The organism is Streptomyces sp. NPDC104761, from assembly GCF_055583445.1.
This window is the reverse complement of sequence record NZ_JBVJNZ010000026.1, coordinates 1-16,740: the sequence shown is the minus strand read 5'-3', so window position 1 is coordinate 16,740 and position 16,740 is coordinate 1. Positions and strand designations below refer to the sequence as shown.

Below are 16,740 nucleotides of genomic sequence, written 5' to 3'. Positions count from 1 at the left end.
CTGTCGTCGACCACCGTGAGCGGCACCTACGGCATCGTTACGGCCGTGACGGTGCCGGAGTCGAACTGGTTGATCGCCGACTGCGTGACGTCGTGGGACGTGGAGAAGATGCCCGCATCCTGCTTCGCTGCCGCCGAAGCCAACGTCACGGGCTGACCGATCGAGACATAGTTGGCGCCGTCGTAGGAGTACGAGGCGCTGAACGAGGTGCCCGATCGGGTGAGCTTCACCCAGACGGGGCGGTAGATGTCGACGCCGGCGCGGGCATCGGTGTCCAGATACCCGTCGCCGTCGGCGTCCCACTCGAACACGACGCCGTTGCGGGCGGTGACCGCTACGACGGCATACCCGGCCGAACTGCCCGCCTTGGTCATGTCGTTGCGGACCATGACCCCGGACTTGGCCCAGGCGTTGGCGTCGTTGACCGACACGACCCGGGTGGACACGCTCGAGTCGGCCGCGAACGAGCCGGACCGGTAGATCGAGCCGAACTGGTCGTCGTGCTGACCGCCGGCGCCCCACACGTCGGCGCCCGCCGCCGCGATCCCGAAGCCACCGAAGCTCTGGCCGAAGTACGAGCTGACGGCCGAGGCTCCGGCAGTACGGAGGCCGGGTGCGACCGGTCCGCCGGACGGGCACCCGGTGAAGCCGAACTGGTTCGCGTTGAGCGACGTCCGGTACTGCGGTGCGACACCCGCCTGGCAGATCACGTCCCGTGCGCCCGCGGGCCAGTTGGCGCCCGCTACCTTCACGTTGTTGATCAGCTGGTTGTTGTGCGCCGCGGCGTTCGGCGTCGAGGCTCCGCCCGAGTTGTACCAGTTGTTCTGGATGAGGTTGTCGCTGGTGTTGTTGCGGAGGCTGTACGCGTTGGTGAAGAGGAAGGAACCGCCCTGGACCACGTTGTTCTCATACGTCATCGAGCGCGAGCCCTCGTCGAGGTAGAGGCCCACTCCTGAGATGTTGAACAGGTAGTTCTTGGCTACCACGGTTCCCGGGCTGGCGGAGAGGTTGTAGACCGATCCACCGTCGGCGAAGCGCGCCTTCGTGTTGTGCACGAGGTTGCCCTCGACACGGTTGTCCTTGAGCGTGGTCGGCGTCGTGTAAAGCGGGTTCCACTTGTAGTAGCCGCGGTCCACATAGTCGTTCGACCCTCCGGCGTCGTTGATGCCCCACCCGTAGCCGGTGTCGATGCCGTCATAGGGGACGTTGGAGACCTCGTTGTGCAGGATGCGGGCGTTGGTGACGTAGGTGCTGAGGATGCCGCTGTTGTCCTTGTAGTCCACCCCCACGCGATCGATCGTGTTGTCGGCGATCAGGATGTTCTGGTTGGTCATCCTCGGGTCGCTGGGGTGGTGCGCGTCAGGCAGCACGCCGCCGACCGCGACGCCGTGGCCACTGTCCTCCATGAACCGGTTGCCGACCACGTCGATGTCGCTGGCGCCCAGCCCGACGCCGGTCGTCGTGGCATTGGCGTCGTTTCCGACGCCCAGCGCCGACTGGCCGAGGTTGGTGAACGTGTTGCCGGTGAACGAGATGCGGCTGGCAGCGGAGACCTGCACGGCGGCGGGCTCCTGGTACCAGCTGGTGCGCGCTCGTTCGAACATCTCGCAGCCGCGCGAGCAACTGCTGAAGGCGTCGGCGGGGCGGTAGTCGTAGGCGCCCTTGATGAAGAGGCCGTTCTGCTGGTCCGCGTACCCGTCGGTCGAGGGGCCGAGCCAGGAGGTTCCGGAGAACTGGATGCCCTCGAAGGCAAGACCGGTCACGGGCTTGTCGTACGTCCCGCCGATGCTGATCAGTGTCTCCAGACGGGGCAGCTCGATGTCGAGCTGGTTGGGATCGACCCCGTTCGCCGGCTTGTAGTAGAGCTTCCCGGCGTCCGGATCGACATACCACTGGCCGACCTGGGTGAGGAAGCTCAGCGAGTTGTCGAGGTACCAGGTCGGACCGGCCAGGAATGAGTTCTGGACGGTGTCCCAGCCCCACGTGTTGTTGTTCCACGCCGGCTGCGCCATCGTGATCTCGGTGGCACTGATGCTCTGAACCGGCGAATAGCGGTTCGTGAAGTCGCCGAGGGACTCGAACTCGATGCGCCCCTGGTCGGGAAGGGTGGCGAGGTAGCTCAGGGCCGGGTTCTTGATGGTGAGACCGGTTGCGGTGGGAGTGACGTCCGCGTTGGCCAGGCGGATGGAGGCGCGGGGGGCGATCACGCCGTTCACGTAGAGCTGGCGGGTGTCGAAGCCGCTGGGTGTATGCGCTTCCCAGATGCCTGACCCTGCCTCGGACTTGGACCAGCCGGTGACCTTCGAGGCGCCTGTGATGACGGGGTGAGCGCCCGGGGCGGCGGTCCAGTGGATGGTGTGGTCGCCACCGTCATCGCCGGGTCCGAACCGGAGGGGCTTGGAAAGGCGATAGGTGCCGTCGGCAAGCTGAACGCTTACGTCACCCTGCTTGGCAGCCGGGCCGACAACATGCTGAGCCCGCTCGAGCGAGCACGGCTGTGACTGGCTGCAGTGTCCGGAGTCCTTCCCGTCCGGCGCCGCGAAGTACACCGTCCGAGGCGCGGCTTGCGCCTGGAGGGGAACGAGCGCTGATGCGATGACGGCGCAGACGCCGAGGGCCGCAAGGGTGCCCGCCCTGCGCCTCCACCGTCTGCTCACCGAGCGTGTCGAGTCTGACGTCGATGTCATGTTCGATCGCTTCCTGTGACTGGGGCGTTGATGCCCGCCACAGGGTTAGCATACGTATGATGTTTGCCACAAGATTCGTACGATGTTTACTTGGGGCCCGGGAGAACTAACGTGTGCGAGCGGGGTCCGGTACCAGTCCTGTGCCGTGCAGTTCCTCCCACAGCGCCTCCGGGATCACCGCCCGATACCGCGCGACATTGCCGCGCACATGCTCCTCAGTGCGCATCCCGGTCACCACGGCAGTGACCGCGGGGTGGCGCAGCGGATACTGAACGGCGGCGGCGGGAAGCTCCACGCCGTGTCGCTCACAGACGGCGGCGATGCCGGCAGCGCGTTCGACGACGGACCGCGGCGCTGCCCCGTAGTCGTAGTACGCCGAGCCGTTCACGGCCGCATTGCTCAACAGCCCGGAGTTGTAGACCGCCGCGGCGACGACGCCCACGCCGCGGGCGCCGGCGACAGGCAGCAGGTCGTCCAGTGCCGATTGGTCGAGAAGAGTGAACCGTCCGGCGACCATCACCACGTCGACGTCGGTCCGCCTCACGAACTCGGCCAGCATCGCCGCCTGGTTCATGCCGGCGCCGATGGCACCGACGACGCCCTGGTCCCGAAGCTCGGTGAGAGCGGCGATCCCGCTCGACGATGCCGCCCGCCAGTGGTCGTCCGGATCGTGCAGATAGGCGATATCGAGCCGGTCCGTCCCGAGCCGCCCCAGCGACTCCTCCACGGAACGAAGGATCCCGTCGCGGCTGAAGTCCCAGACCCGTCTCTTCGTCGCCGGGACGACGAACCCGTCGTCGAGCCGGTGAGCCGTGTCCGGGCTGTCCACGAGCAGACGCCCGACCTTCGAGGAGATGACCACGCCTTGCCGGGCGGTCGCACGCAGGGCGTCCCCCAGGCGGCGTTCTGACAGCCCGAGGCCGTAATGCGGCGCGGTGTCGAGGTAGCGGATCCCTTCCTCGGCCGCAGTTTCGACGGCGCGAGACGACTCTTCGTCGGTCGTCTCGGTGAACAGATTGCCGAACTGGGCTGCGCCCAGGCCCAATTCCGTGAGCTGGTGTCCGGTACGCAGGCTCCGGACGGGCAGCGTCTCTTCCGTGGATGGGTGGTCGCGTGGCGGTTGCTTGCTGGTCACGAGGTCGAGTTCTACCACGACAGCATACGTATTATGTTTCATGCTAGGCTGCGCAACCCCCGGAGGCCGGCGCGGCCTGCGACATGGCGAGGAGGAGCCGATCGGTATGTTGGCGGCAAGCTACGTGGGTGCCCGCACGATGACCGTCGAGGAGCAGGAACCGGCTGAGCTGCGTGCGGGGGAGGTCCGAGTCGCCGTGGCGTACGTCGGAATCTGCGGCACGGACCTCCATGTGTTCCACGGGGACATGGAGGGCCGGGTCGGCAAGCCGGCGACGATCGGACACGAGATGTCGGGGACGGTCGTCGCCCTCGGCGCCGGCGTGGAAGGCTGGTCGGTGGGCGATGCGGTGACCGTCATGCCGCTGGCCTGGGACGGCACCTGTCCGGCCTGCCGTGCGGGGAACGAGCACATCTGCCAGAACCTGGACTTCATAGGCATCGACAGCCCCGGAGCCCTTCAGGAGTACTGGAACGTACCGGCGTCGACACTCGTGCGGCTGCCCTCGGGGATCTCGCTGCGAGACGCCGCGCTCGTGGAGCCCGTCGCGGTGGCCGTTCACGACGTACGGCGTTCCGAACTCGCCGGAGGCGACAAGGCCGTCGTCATCGGTGCGGGCCCGATCGGCGTTCTGATCGCGATCGTCGCCGCCGCGTTCGGTGCCGAGGTCGTGATCGCCGAGATCGACCCGACCCGCCGGGCCGCCGCCGAGGAGATGGGGCTGACGACGCTGGACCCCCTGTCGGTCGACCAGGTCGCCTGGGTGGAGGAGTGGACGAACGGCGCCGGAGCGGACGTCGTGTTCGAAGTCTCCGGCTCGGCCGCCGCCGTGCTCGGCGCCACCAGCCTGGCGAAGGTCCGCGGCACGCTCGTGGTGGTGGCCATCCATGCGCAACCGCGGCCCGTCGACCTGCACCGCGTGTTCTGGCGGGAACTGAGGTTGCTCGGTGCACGGGTCTATCAACGCCGTGACTTCGAGCGCGCCATCGAGCTCCTGGCCGAGGGTGCCGTCCCGGCCGAGAAACTCATCACGGGCACCGTCCCCCTGAGAGAGGTGGAATCGGCCTTCGGCCTCCTTGAGACCGGGCAGGCGATGAAGCTGCTCGTCGAGGTGAGCGCGTCATGAGCCTGTTCGACCTGACCGGGCGCCTGGCCGTCGTGACGGGGGCCAGGCGGGGCATCGGATTCGCCGTCGCCGAGGCTCTGGCCGCCGCGGGCGCCGACATCGTCGGACTCTCCGCCACCCTCGATCCGGCCTCATCGGCCGTCGGCGACCGCGTGCGCGAGCTCGGCCGTGAGTTCTCGGGACACCGCGTGGACTTCGCGGACAGGCGGCAGGTGACCCGGCTCGCCGAGGAACTCGCCGCAGGCGAGCGCCCGGTGGACATCTTGGTCAACAACGCCGGGACCATCCGCCGCGCTCCCGCAGCCGAGCACCCCCTCGAATGGTTCGACGAGGTGCTCGAAGTCGATCTCACGAGCACCTTCGTGCTCAGCCAGATTCTCGGACGGCGGATGCTGGAGGCGCAGCACGGGCGCATCGTCTTCACCGCCTCCCTGCTCTCGTTCCAGGGCGGTATCAACGTGCCGGGGTATGCGGCAGCCAAGTCCGGCGTGGCGGGACTGATCCGGGCGCTCTCGAACGAGTGGGCCGGACGCGGTGTGACCGTCAACGGCATCGCCCCGGGCTACATCGCGACCGACAACACCCAAGCGCTTCAGGACGACCCCGACCGGTCCCGCGCGATCCTCGAGCGGATCCCGGCAGGGCGGTGGGGCACAGCGGAGGACGTCGCGGGCGCTGCTGTGTTCTTGGCGTCGGACGCCGCGCGTTACGTCTCCGGGGCGATCCTGCCGGTCGACGGTGGCTGGCTCGGTCGATAAGCCTCTCCCCTTGCCCTGGCCCTCAGCCGACTCGGCACCGCGGCGGTCTCGTGGGACGAGTCGGAGCCGGCGCCTTCGGCCGGCGGGTCGTTCGCGACGTGCGAGAGCAAGGTGTCGGCGTGCGGGTCGTCGTCGGTCCCGACGCGCCGACCGGCCCGCTGTTCAGGGAGAGGCGCATCCCCAGCCACAAGGGTGCGGTCCCACCGGTGCGCCGGACCGGCGCGAGCCGACGACGGCCTGGCCGCCACCCTCATCCCCCGCTCCGAGCGTTCACCACCGCCAGTGCTGCCTCAACCGTTCGGCATTCCCGGCAGCGGCAAGGCAGGCGTCGGCATAGTCCTGCGCCGCGTTCGGGTCACGGCGGCCGGCTCGCGCAGGGCGTCGGCGCTCAGTCGACGCAGGAGCGCTCGATATCCATCACCGTATACGGGGACGCCTCGAGCGAGGTGAGCCGGGCGCCGATCTCCCACGGGTGGGAGGGTGCCGGGAGGCGGACGGCTGTGACCACGTCGGTGCACAGGGCATGCGGCACGCGTTCCAGGCTGTGGCCACGGCACCGACAGACGCGGCGTCCATGTCGTGGCGTGCCGCACGCGGTTGGGTGCCTCGAATGTGTGCGAGGCACCCGTTCTGGCACGGGGGACTTCGCAGGACGGGGGCCGAACGGTGGAGGCTGCGGGGTCGAGACGGGCTGCGGCACGGCAGTCTGCGGGAAAGCGGCCATGGCGCTGCTGTCCGTCACGGTCTCGGACCGTCGTTGTTCGTCCCCCGCGGCGGCTGCGCATTCGATGACTCCGACCGGTGTTTCCTGCCGGGACATCCGCTCGAGCGAGGCGGCGGGTCATGCGCCAGGTCATCGGCCGGCAGATCATCGCCTCGGCGCCGGTGGTGCGACGTTCGTAGTCGCTTGCCGGGCGCCGGCGCCCATCAGGACCGATACCCCTGCTGCGAGATGGCGGATCGCTTCCGGCGTCGCCCGGTGACAGGACGCATCCGGCTTGCACACGCCGGCCCTGCGGCCGACGCCGTCGGCAGCGACTGGACACGGCCACTCCGCGTCCGTCAAGGGCGACTCAATCGCGCGTCGCGGGGCCGAGTTGAGCGTCTCCTGATCGCGGTCGGCTTCAGCAGGCCCGAGTTGCCAGGAGAACCTGCCTTCAGACCCGAAGCCTACGGCAGTCACCAGGCCGCCCTTCGCTGCGTACCCCCAAGATCTCACCGGCAGCAGCTGCTCAAAGTGATACGTATCGAGCTCGTGACAAACATAATACGTATGCTCTACAGTCCTCGGCGCGGAGTCGTCAACGAAGTCGACAGGACAAGGGACATCTCATGGTCGGAATCCACACAGGGGTGCGTTCGCGCCGTAGAGCGTCGACCGTCGCCGTGACGTGCGCCGCGACGGCGCTCCTCACCCTCGCCGGTTGCGGGGGCGGAGGAAGCTCCGTGAACGGGGCGTATGGCTTTCCCGAGGCCAAGCAGGAGGCCTCCTCGACGATCACCGTCTGGGTGGACGCGGACCGACAAGCCGCCGCGAAGGCGTTCCAAGCGGCGAACCCGGACATCAAGATCAAGGTCGTCACCTATGACGGGTCGGCCAACGGGTCCAACTCCTTCCGGACGAAGATGCAGCTCTTCGACCGCGCCGGCAGCGGCTGGCCCGACGTCGTCTTCTCCAGCCAGAACAACGACGCGGCGTGGGCCAGTCAGAAGAGCGGCGGCAAGCAGGCGTTCGCGGCTGTGCTCGACAAGGGCCTGGTCCCGAAGGGCACACTCGGCAACTTCACCCAAGGCTCGCTCAACCCCTGCACGGTGGACGGCCGCCTGTACTGCCTGCGCAACGACCTCGCCCAGGCGGTGCTCTGGTACAACAAGGCCCTGCTGGACAAGTTCGGCTACGCCGTCCCCACCACGTGGGAGGAATACCAGGCGCTCGGTGAGAAGGTCGCCAAGGAGCACCCCGGCTACATCGTCGGAACGGCCGGCGACGCCTGGACGCCGGAGGTGTTCATGTGGGGAAGCAAGTGCCAGGCCAATGACGTGCCCGGCCCCAAGTCCCTCACCGTGAAGACCGACTCGACCGAGTGCAGGCGGGCGGCCTCGCTGCTCGACACCCTCCGTGACAACGGAACCGTGCCGGTGGTCAGCGTGTTCACCCCCGAGTTCCTGAAGAAGTACTCGGGCAAGGTGCTGATGATGCCGGGTCCGGCCTGGTACGCCGGCGCGATCTTCAACAACCCCCAGTCGCTCAACGTGCCGGCCGGCCAGCTCGGCGTCGCCGCGCCGCTGCCGTGGAAGGGCGAGAGCGGAGCGGTGACGGGCAACGTGGGTGGCGGAACCTGGTTCGTCTCCAGCCATTCGAAGAACCTCAAGGCCGCCGAGAAGTTCGTCCAGTTCGTCACCACCGCCGACGCGTACCAGGTCGATGTCGCACCGGGTTACCCGGCGTACGCGCCCGCCGCGCAAAAGTGGGTCGCAAAGCAGGAGGCGAGCAAGTACTACGCCACCCCGCTGCAGCCGATCGTGACCGCGGCGTCGCAGGTCTGGGACGGCTGGGGCTACCCCATGTTCAGCCAGGAGGCGATCTGGGCGAAGACGATCACCCCGGGGGTCACCGGCGGCAAGTCGATCGTGGACCTGCTGCCGACCTGGCAGACGGCCATCGAGAACCAGGCCAAGGTCAACGGATACAAGGTGAACTGAAATGACCCTGGCTCCTCCGGGTGGCCGGCCGGCCGTTGACGCTGCCGGGCGTCGGCGGCCGGGCCGGGGCAGCGGCCGGGCGGCCGGCCGCGCCTCCGCTCGCAGTCCGATCGGCTATCTCTTCGTCTCGCCCTACGCCTTGCTCACCGTCGTCTTCGGGATCGCGCCGTCGCTCTACGCCGTGGTCCTCGCCTTCACGAACGCCGACGGCGGATTCGCGGGAATCGACAACTTCACCACGGTTGTCGGCGACTTCCGGTTCTGGCCGGCCGTGTTCCACGTGACCGCCTATCTCGTCATCTGGCTCCTCGGCCTGGTCGTGTTCGTCGTCGGCCTGGCGCTGGTGGTCCACGCCATCGGCGTGCGGTGGGTGAGCACGACCCTGCGCTTCGTCTACTACCTGCCCGGCGCGCTCGCGGGCGCGTCCAGCGTCCTGTTGTGGCTCTTCGTCCTCGACCCGACCGCGAGCCCGGTCAGCGGTCTGCTCAAGGCGATGGGGTTCGAGAGCTTCGTGCAGGTGATCCAGCCCGGCCACCTTCCGGCGATCTTCGCGATCATCGCGTTCTGGACCGGAGCAGGCGGATGGGTCCTCATCATGTACGGCGCCCTCAACAACATCAGCACCGACGTGATCGAGGCCGCCCGCATCGACGGGGCGAACGCCGTCCAGATCGCACTGCGGATCCAGCTTCCGATGCTGCGCAAGTGGGTCGCGTACATGGGCGTCATGTCGCTCGCGGCAGGCACCCAGCTGTTCGTCGAGCCGCAGTTGCTCAGCCAGGCCAGCAACGCGGTGGTGCCCAACGACTACTCGCTCAACCAGCTGGCCTACCAGTACGCCTTCCAGCAGAACGACTTCAACGGCGCGGCCGCGATCTCGCTGATCCTGCTGGTCGTCGCACTCCTGCTGTCCTGGGTGTTCGTGACCCGCGGCGGCCTGTTCGAGAAGGAATGACCATGGCAGCACTCTCCGCCGCACGCCGCCGGCCGAGCCTCAGCGGGTGGAGCGGCCGGTCCCTCGCAGGCGTCGTCCTCGTCGTCTTCGTCCTGTTCTTCGCCGTCCCGATCGTCTGGCTGCTGCTCGCCGTCACGAAGTCCTCGAAGTCCCTCGTGGTCTCGGACCCGTTCTCGCTCGGGTCGTGGTCGGACCTCGCCGCCAACTGGCACCAGTTGTTCGACTTCCAGGACGGTGCGGTGACCACCTGGATCGGGAACTCCGCGCTGTACGCGATCGGCGCTCTGGTGATCACGCTCGTCGTGAGCATCCCCGCCGGCTACGCCCTCGCGCTCACGGAGTTCAGGCTTCGGCAGGCGCTGCTGGTGCTGACGCTCGTCGTCATGCTGATCCCCAACACCGCGCTGGTGCTGCCCATCTTCCTCGAACTGAACAGCGTCAACCTGATCGGGAGCCCGCTGTCGGTGATCCTGCCCATGTCGTTCTTCCCGTTCGGCGTCTATCTCACCTACATCTACTTCTCGACCAGCATCCCCCGTGACATCCTCGCCGCCGCGCGCATCGACGGCTGCAACGGATTCCAGGTCTTCACCCGGGTCGCCCTTCCGCTGGCCGCCCCGGTCGTCGCCCTGGTGGCGTTCTTCAGCTTCGTACAGAACTGGAACAACTTCTTCCTCCCGTTCGTGATGCTGCCTTCGAGCGACGGCTATCCGATCCAGGTCGGGCTCACCTCGCTCCTGGCGTCAACCCCGGCTTTCAATCCCAGCTCCGCGGGATCCGACTCCGTCCAGCTGCCCACCTTGGCACTGGGGACGATCGTGTCGATCCTGCCCGTCCTGGTCGTCTTCCTGTTCTCCCAGCGCTTCCTGGTCGCAGGCATGACAGCTGGAGGAACCAAGGAATGACCACTCCCCTCTGCAAGGAGACCCACCGCCGATGAAGATCACCGGGTACCGCAGTCTGAACACCGTTCACGACTGGGGCAGAATCACCGGGGACGTCAACGGTGTCCAGCCGGGCCACGCCACGCCGGTCCCCGTCCTCATCATCGAGACCGACAGCGGAATCGAGGGAGTGGGCCTCGGGGCCCATGCCGACATCGCCCGTGTCTTCCCCGCGATCGAGGGCGACGACCCGCGCTCGGTCACGGCGCTCTACGACAGCATGCTCGACTGGGTGTTCAAGGCCGGTCACTCGGGATCCACCTTCGGCACCGTCGGCGCCGTCGACATGGCCCTGTGGGACATCAAGGCCAAGGCCGCCGACGAGCCGCTCTGGCGGACCCTCGGAGCCCGCGAGCGCTTCGTGCCCGGATACGCGTCCGGTCTCGAGTACGGCCTGACCGACGAGGACCTCGCGGTCCTCTACGGCCGGTTCGCGGACCGCGGGTTCAAGGCCGGCAAGCTGAAGGGCGGCCGCGACCTCGACCGCGACCTGCCCCGGCTGGAGATCATGCGCGACGTCCTGAGCCGCAACTCCCGCCGGCCGGCGCTCATGTTCGACGCCAACGAGTCGTGGAACCACGCCCAGGCGGCCCGGTATGTCGCGGCCATCGAGGAGCGCATGGACCTCACCTGGGTGGAGGAACCGCTGCGCCGATGGGATGCTGCCGGCATGGCCTCGCTGCGCGGAAAGGTGCGCGCGGCGATCGCCAGCGGCGAGAACCTGACCGGACTGGAGCAGTACCGCCCTCTGCTCGACGCCAACGCGGTGGACATCGTGCAGGTCGGCAACGTATGGGGGATCACCCACTTCCTCCGCGTCGCGACGCTCGCCCACGCCCACGACCTGCCGGTGAGCCCCGTCGCGTACAACGCGAACCCGGTGGCGCACGCCGCCGCGGCCGTACCGAACCTGCTGACCTTCGAAGTCCAGGACCTGCACTTCCCCCTCGGTCTCGACGTCGACCAGCAGTTCGACGACGGAGGCATCGTCCTGGGCGATCGCCCGGGCATCGGGATCGTCGTCGACGAGTCCCGGATGTCACCGGCCGACGCCGCTCCACCCCGGCCCGCGGCGACCGGCCCGCACATCCGGCCCGAACGCGCCGGCCTGCGGCTGGTGGCCGAACCCGACGTGATCGACGACCCGACGCACCGCGGAGGCCGGACCCGATGACCCGTCGACCCGAGCGCAGGGCCTTCGTCGTGGGTGTGCGGCCCGACAAGCGCGAGGAGTACCTGGCGCTGCACCGCGCCGTCTGGCCGAGCGTCGAACGCAAGCTCACCGAGTGCAACGTGCGCAACTACAGCATCTTCATCTTCGGCGACATCCTGTTCGCCTACTACGAGTACGTCGGCGACGACCACGAGGCGGACATGCGGCGGATCGCCGACGACCCCGCTTCGCAGGAATGGTGGACGCACACCGACCCGTGCCAGGTGAGGATCGCGGAGGAGCGTGATCCCGGGGCGCTGTGGCAGCCTGTCGAGGAAGTGTGGCACCTCGCATGAGTGCGGGCATCGACGCCCATGTGCACCTGTGGAACCGGGCCGTGGACCCGCAGGACTGGATCGACCCGGAGACCATGGCGCCGATCGCCCGCGACTTCGGCGCCCCCGATCTGAGCGGGATGCTGGACTCGACCGGTCTCGGCGGTGCCGTGGTGGTGCAGTCGAGCAACAGCCTCGACGAGAGCATCCGGCTCGCCGGGCTGGACTCGCCGGCCGTCGTCGGCCTCGTCGCGTGGGTCGACCTCGCGGCGGAGGTCGGACCCCAGCTCGACCGGATCCGCGAGAACGCCGCTGTCCCCGTCGTCGGGGTCCGGCATCTGGTCCACATCGACCCGGACCCGGAGTGGCTGACGCGCGAGGAGATCGGTCCGGGCCTCACCGTCCTCGAGCAGGAGGGCCTCTGCTTCGACCTCGTCGTGCGTGAGTGGCAGCTCCCGCAGGCGACCCGCCTGGCCGCGCGCCACGGCGGACTCCGCTTCGTGCTCGATCATCTGGGCGGTCCGCCCGAGCCCGGGCGGGACAGGAGAACGTGGGCGTCCCGGCTGCGGGAGCTCGCGCGGCAGCCGAACGTCGTCGCGAAGGTCTCTGGACTCACCTCGGGCCTCGCCCCCGGATCATGGCGCGCGAACGATCTAGCCGCACCGGTGACGATCGCCCTCGAATCCTTCGGCCCCGAGCGTCTGCTCTACGGATCCGACTGGCCGCTGGCCGAACTGGGCGGCGGAGCGGGGTCCTGGAAGTCCGCTCTGGAGACGCTGCTGGAGGGGCTTTCCCCCTCGGAACGCGCGCGGGTGTTCGGCGGCAGTGCCGCCGACGCCTACTCGCTCTCCTGATCGATCGCCCGACCACGTTCCCTTGGCGCGTGGTCGGGCAGCCGACGACGCTCCCACGAGACGTGGATGTGATCGTGCATCGCCTTCTGGGCCGCGGCGACGTCCTTCCTCGAGATGGCATCGACGATCGCCGCGTGTTCCTCGAGCGTCAGCGCGACCGCATCAGGGGGATCGATGCCCTGGTAGCGGCTGGACTCCACGGCTCGCTTGTACAGATGCTTGGCGATGTTCTCCGCCAGCCGGTTGCCGGAGATCTCCATGAGTGCGTAGTGGAACACCACATCCGCCTGCCGGAACGAGTCCGTCTCGGACTCGCTTTCACGCATCGTGGTCAACGCGTTCTCCAGCCGCCTCAACCCATCTGCGCTGCGAGAAGCGGCCGCCGCGCCCGCCATCGCCGACTCGAGGCTCGCCCGCACGATCGTCAGCTCGTCAAGGACACCGAGCGTCGCGTCGTTGTCGATCAACGCGGACAGCACCACCGGGTCGAGCATGTTCCAGTACCCCGGCGCCCGCACCTGGGTGCCGCGCCCCTGGGAAACGATCACCAGGCCCTTCTCCTCGAGCCGCTTCACCGATTCACGCAGCACCGTACGACTCACGCCGAAGTGTTCGCTCAGCGGACCCTCCGGGGGCAGCAACTCGCCTTCCTTCAACTGGCCCGTCACGATGAGGTCGACGAGCTCGGAAACGACTGCCACACCCAAGCGGCTGGCGGGCAGGCGTCGCGGGAACAGGCCGGTTGCGGGCTGCGACTCGGATGGCATAGGCGTGACCTTATCGCTCAATCAATTTGCGGTCGAAGAGTTCCCGGTCCACGACACGTCGTCGACGTTCAACGTCCGGATCGCGGAGGCGTTCACGAGTACAGCCTCGAAGCCATCGGCAGCGGCACGCAGGCGCGGGCGGTCCGGCGGCAACTCGTTCATGCGTTTGATCCCAGACCGGCATCGAGGATGTGCCGGCCACGCTGTTCGGCTGGTCCGCGCAGGTGGGCTACCCGGGCCTGACGGTCGGCGTGCTGACCAACCGGCTCCAGCGCACGGCGATCCGGGTCTCGGAATCCGGCGAAGAGGAGCCGCCGCCCGGCCGGGACGCAGCCATCGCCCAGTGACGACCGCCGTATACACGGTCAGCGCCCAACTGGCCGCGCGCCAAGGGGATATGGAAGCTGCTCATCGGCCTGCTGGCTTCGCCACGCAGTCGCCCGGTGCCATGTGGCCGTGCCCGTGGCCGGCGCCGGCCGCTCCGGTCACGGAGCCGACGAGCGCCAGGGTCGCTGCGGCCACCGCCGTGCGGCGCGGGGCGGTGAGCCTGGGTCTCTAATCGCGAAGTGTCAGGTGGGTTCTGTCCTTGCAGTCGTGCGCGACGGTGCTCCCGGCGCGCAACGACCACCGCAAAGCTGCCCGACAGACCGCGGGTATCGGTCCAGGGTGTGCCAGATGACCATCCCGGTGGGCGTTGCTCCCGTTTCGCGAGCATCTCGCCAGCTCTCGGTTCCGTCCGGACTTTCCGCCGGTCGCGGCCATCGAAGCCTCGGCACCGCCCCGGCCCGGCCCGCTCCCGGCACCCGGCACCCGGCACCCGGCGGGCGTCCGACGCCTGGAGCCGTGGGAGTGCCTGCTCGTTCGCTCGTTTTCACCGCACCCGGCGACCGTGGACCGATGGCGGTGATGCCCGCGCGGCGAACGAGTCCTTCTTGAAGGTAGTTGGTCTCCGGTGCCGTCGCGCTGACGGCCGGGGCCTACTCCCGGGCGCCCTTGACTCGACCTACGGAGCGCATGCATGACGCTCTGCCAGAAAAAGAGTTGCCCGTCCGGCGAACTCTTCCGCGTCGGTGTGGATCACACGTGCATGACGCGTCGTCTCGCGTCGCACCCCATCAGTGGAACGCAGAAGGGATCCGTGGATCCGTGGATCGTAGAAGAGGAAGAACCGCCCTGCGCACGGGCGTACGCGCGATCGTCGGCGGCCGTCGGGCGACCGGCGGAGCGGCCGCCCTGATCGTGGTCTCCGCCCTGCTGGCCGGAGCACCGTCCTCCGCGCAGGCCGTGGCCGCGCCGCCCGCGAGCGGCGGCACCGTACGGCCGGCCGCCGCCACCGACGGCGGCGGCGATCCGATCGCACGGCTGCGGCAGGAGGTGCGGACCGGGTCCCTGCTGGACGCGCACGGCACGCGCAGCGTCTGCCCCCGGTGCGCGGGCCAGATCGTCACGGAAAAGAAGGGCGGCTCCACTCCGCTGCGCGCGTCCGCGCCCGCCGGTTACGGGCCGCAGGACCTCGCCAGGGCCTACGGCCTGCCCGCCAAGTCGAAGAGCACCGCGACCATCGCGATCATCGACGCGGGCGTCGACGCCACCCTGGCCTCCGACCTGGCCACCTACCGTGCCGCCTTCGGACTGCCCGCCTGCGGCACGGCGTCCGGCTGCCTGACGCTCAAGAACTACACCGGCGGCAAGCAGCCCGCACCGCAGAAGAGCGGTCCCGGGGCGGCGCTGGAGGAGGACGTCGCCGTCGAGACCTCGCTCGACCTCGACGCCGCCTCCGCGGCGTGCCCCACCTGCCACCTCCTGGAGATCTCCGTGCCCTGGCAGGACGGCGAGGACGACAACGACGTCTCCACCGGCGACTTCGCCAAGGCGGTCGACACGGCCGTGGCCGCCGGCGCCTCGGCGATCAGCATCAGTTACGGCTACACCGCGGACGTGACCAACACCAGCGGCGCCTCTCTCAAGGCGTTCAGGCACAAGGGCATCGCGATCACCGCCTCCACCGGCGACTCCGGCTTCAACGGCGGTATCCACCAGGCATGGCCGTCCAACCTGCCCTCGGTGACCGCCGTCGGCGGCGTCACCCTGCCCGCCGACGCTCCCGCGACGGGCTGGTGGGCCGCCGGCAGCGGCTGCGAGACCAACTTCACCGCGGCCACCGGCCAGCCCGCCGCGGTCACCGCCGCCTGCGGCCACCACCGCGCGGCCGCCGACGTCTCCGCGGACGCCGACCCGGCGACCGGCCTGGCCGTCTACGACACCTACGCGCCGAGCAGCGGCGAACCCTACGACTGGACCATCGTCGGCGGCACCAGCGCCTCCGCGCCCTACATAGCGGGTCTGTACGCCCGCGCCGGGCATCTCTCCGCCGTCCAGGGACCCAACACTCTGTACCAGGCCCCGGCGTCCGGCTTCAGCGACGTCACCGGCGGCACCAACGAGGACTACCACGAGTGCGCGGACTACCCCGGGATCCGCGGCTCGCTGTGCACCGCAGGCCCCGGCTGGGACGGGCTGACCGGAGTCGGTATGCCCCACGGTCTCAGCGCGTTCTGACGCACCTCATCCCGCACCCCTGATCCGGTATCCCCCGACGAAAACGAGAGGACCCCTCCCCATGCGCAGAAGAACCCGGGCCACGGCCGTAGCGGCGGCCCTGTCCGTCATGCTCCTGACCGGCTCCGCCATGGCGAGCGCCAGCCCCGCCAAGCCCGCCGTACGTCCCTGCACCACCGGCAATGTCTCGTTCTACTTCGGCGGCTACTCCTACGGTCTCAGCCACCGCAGCTTCGACCTGACCTTGCTCGCGCACGACGGCATCACCTGCCGCCTCAGCGACACCCCGCTGATCACCTTGAGCTCTCCGCCGGACCAGACCGACAAGATCCCGGTGACCGTCAACGGCCGCGGCGGCACCCTCGTCCTGCGCCCGGACTCGCCGCTGCACACGACCATCGCCTACTCGGTCCCCGACGCACCCGAGAACAAGGCGCAGGTCAGCGGGCTCCGGCTGGCCATGCCCGACGGCAGCAGCCGTGCGACGAGCTTCCTCTTCCCCGGCACCACCGACATCTACAAGGGCGGCGTGTACATCACGTCCTGGACGACCGGCATCGGCCTGGGCCAGGAAGAGCAGCACTGACCGTAGCCCGCGGGCGTCCATGACGCGCGGCCTCGGGCGGTGTGATCCACCATGATCGTGGGGGGGGGGGGGGGGGGCCGGGCACACAACCCGGACGCAGGTGGCGTTTCCGACGGCTTCCTTCTCTCCCGACAACCCCCACGCCCCCCCGCCGTTGTGGTTTTCGGGCAGGGGGCAG

Annotated in this window: 16 protein-coding genes; 12 read left to right on the top strand and 4 right to left on the bottom strand. The window is 68.9% G+C overall.

Annotation, left to right across the window (positions count from 1 at the left end; all coding sequences use genetic code 11):
• Nucleotides 1-26 precede the first annotated feature (26 nt).
• Nucleotides 27-2,207, bottom strand: a complete 2,181-nt coding sequence (locus ACZ63F_RS40620) for a right-handed parallel beta-helix repeat-containing protein (protein WP_469718852.1) — start codon at nt 2,205-2,207, stop codon at nt 27-29.
• Nucleotides 2,208-2,357: 150 nt separating this feature from the next.
• Here ACZ63F_RS40620 and ACZ63F_RS40615 point away from each other — a divergent pair, with 150 nt between their 5' ends.
• Nucleotides 2,358-2,501 carry a hypothetical protein gene (locus ACZ63F_RS40615; RefSeq protein WP_218162399.1) on the top strand — a complete coding sequence of 48 codons (144 nt, stop codon included), beginning with the start codon at nt 2,358-2,360 and terminating at the stop codon, nt 2,499-2,501.
• Nucleotides 2,502-2,793: 292 nt separating this feature from the next.
• Here ACZ63F_RS40615 and ACZ63F_RS40610 read toward each other — a convergent pair whose 3' ends face one another.
• Nucleotides 2,794-3,774, bottom strand: a complete 981-nt coding sequence (locus ACZ63F_RS40610; RefSeq protein ID WP_469718928.1) for an aldo/keto reductase — start codon at nt 3,772-3,774, stop codon at nt 2,794-2,796.
• 154 nt (nt 3,775-3,928) lie between these two features.
• On the opposite strand from ACZ63F_RS40610, the gene ACZ63F_RS40605 reads away from it, so the two are divergent.
• Together ACZ63F_RS40605 and ACZ63F_RS40600 are read left to right on the top strand one after the other, a co-directional pair.
• Nucleotides 3,929-4,948: a zinc-dependent alcohol dehydrogenase gene (locus tag ACZ63F_RS40605; RefSeq protein WP_469718850.1), complete on the top strand. Its 1,020-nt coding sequence runs from the start codon at nt 3,929-3,931 to the stop codon at nt 4,946-4,948.
• Entirely contained in the window at nt 4,945-5,706 is a 762-nt protein-coding gene (locus tag ACZ63F_RS40600; protein WP_469718849.1) for an SDR family oxidoreductase, read from the top strand. Before ACZ63F_RS40605 ends, ACZ63F_RS40600 begins: the two co-directional genes overlap by 4 nt.
• A 388-nt stretch (nt 5,707-6,094) precedes the next feature.
• On the opposite strand, the gene ACZ63F_RS40595 is transcribed toward ACZ63F_RS40600, so the two are convergent.
• Entirely contained in the window at nt 6,095-6,238 is a 144-nt protein-coding gene (locus tag ACZ63F_RS40595; protein ID WP_469718847.1) for a hypothetical protein, read from the bottom strand.
• Between the two features lie 800 nt (nt 6,239-7,038).
• Between ACZ63F_RS40595 and ACZ63F_RS40590 the strand changes: the two genes are divergently transcribed.
• From ACZ63F_RS40590 to ACZ63F_RS40565, 6 genes are read left to right on the top strand one after another with little or no spacing between them, the layout of a single operon-like run.
• Entirely contained in the window at nt 7,039-8,409 is a 1,371-nt protein-coding gene (locus tag ACZ63F_RS40590; RefSeq protein WP_469718845.1) for an ABC transporter substrate-binding protein, read from the top strand.
• 1 nt (nt 8,410) lies between these two features.
• Entirely contained in the window at nt 8,411-9,364 is a 954-nt protein-coding gene (locus ACZ63F_RS40585) for a carbohydrate ABC transporter permease (RefSeq protein ID WP_469718843.1), read from the top strand.
• A gap of 2 nt (nt 9,365-9,366) precedes the next feature.
• Nucleotides 9,367-10,269 carry a carbohydrate ABC transporter permease gene (locus tag ACZ63F_RS40580; RefSeq protein WP_469718841.1) on the top strand — a complete coding sequence of 301 codons (903 nt, stop codon included), beginning with the start codon at nt 9,367-9,369 and terminating at the stop codon, nt 10,267-10,269.
• A 31-nt stretch (nt 10,270-10,300) separates the two neighbouring features.
• Nucleotides 10,301-11,482, top strand: coding sequence for a mandelate racemase/muconate lactonizing enzyme family protein (locus ACZ63F_RS40575; RefSeq protein ID WP_457682963.1), 1,182 nt, complete (start codon nt 10,301-10,303; stop codon nt 11,480-11,482).
• Complete coding sequence (locus tag ACZ63F_RS40570; RefSeq protein ID WP_384273579.1) at nt 11,479-11,817, top strand: L-rhamnose mutarotase; 339 nt, start codon at nt 11,479-11,481, stop codon at nt 11,815-11,817. Before ACZ63F_RS40575 ends, ACZ63F_RS40570 begins: the two co-directional genes overlap by 4 nt.
• Nucleotides 11,814-12,650 (top strand): amidohydrolase family protein, encoded by an 837-nt coding sequence (locus tag ACZ63F_RS40565; protein ID WP_469718838.1) that lies wholly within the window; start codon nt 11,814-11,816, stop codon nt 12,648-12,650. Before ACZ63F_RS40570 ends, ACZ63F_RS40565 begins: the two co-directional genes overlap by 4 nt.
• Here the strand turns inward: ACZ63F_RS40565 and ACZ63F_RS40560 are convergent.
• On the bottom strand, nt 12,635-13,417 hold the full coding sequence (locus ACZ63F_RS40560; protein ID WP_469718836.1) for a FadR/GntR family transcriptional regulator: 783 nt from the start codon (nt 13,415-13,417) through the stop codon (nt 12,635-12,637). The two genes, ACZ63F_RS40565 and ACZ63F_RS40560, sit on opposite strands and share 16 nt — an antisense overlap.
• A 191-nt stretch (nt 13,418-13,608) precedes the next feature.
• On the opposite strand from ACZ63F_RS40560, the gene ACZ63F_RS40555 reads away from it, so the two are divergent.
• From ACZ63F_RS40555 to ACZ63F_RS40545, 3 genes are all read left to right on the top strand, one after another.
• A complete protein-coding gene (locus ACZ63F_RS40555) occupies nt 13,609-13,764 on the top strand; it encodes a hypothetical protein (RefSeq protein ID WP_469718834.1) in 156 nt (51 codons plus the stop codon).
• Between the two features lie 799 nt (nt 13,765-14,563).
• Entirely contained in the window at nt 14,564-15,976 is a 1,413-nt protein-coding gene (locus tag ACZ63F_RS40550; protein ID WP_469718832.1) for a S8/S53 family peptidase, read from the top strand.
• Between the two features lie 61 nt (nt 15,977-16,037).
• Complete coding sequence (locus tag ACZ63F_RS40545) at nt 16,038-16,562, top strand: hypothetical protein (RefSeq protein WP_469718830.1); 525 nt, start codon at nt 16,038-16,040, stop codon at nt 16,560-16,562.
• The last annotated feature ends 178 nt before the right edge of the window (nt 16,563-16,740 follow it).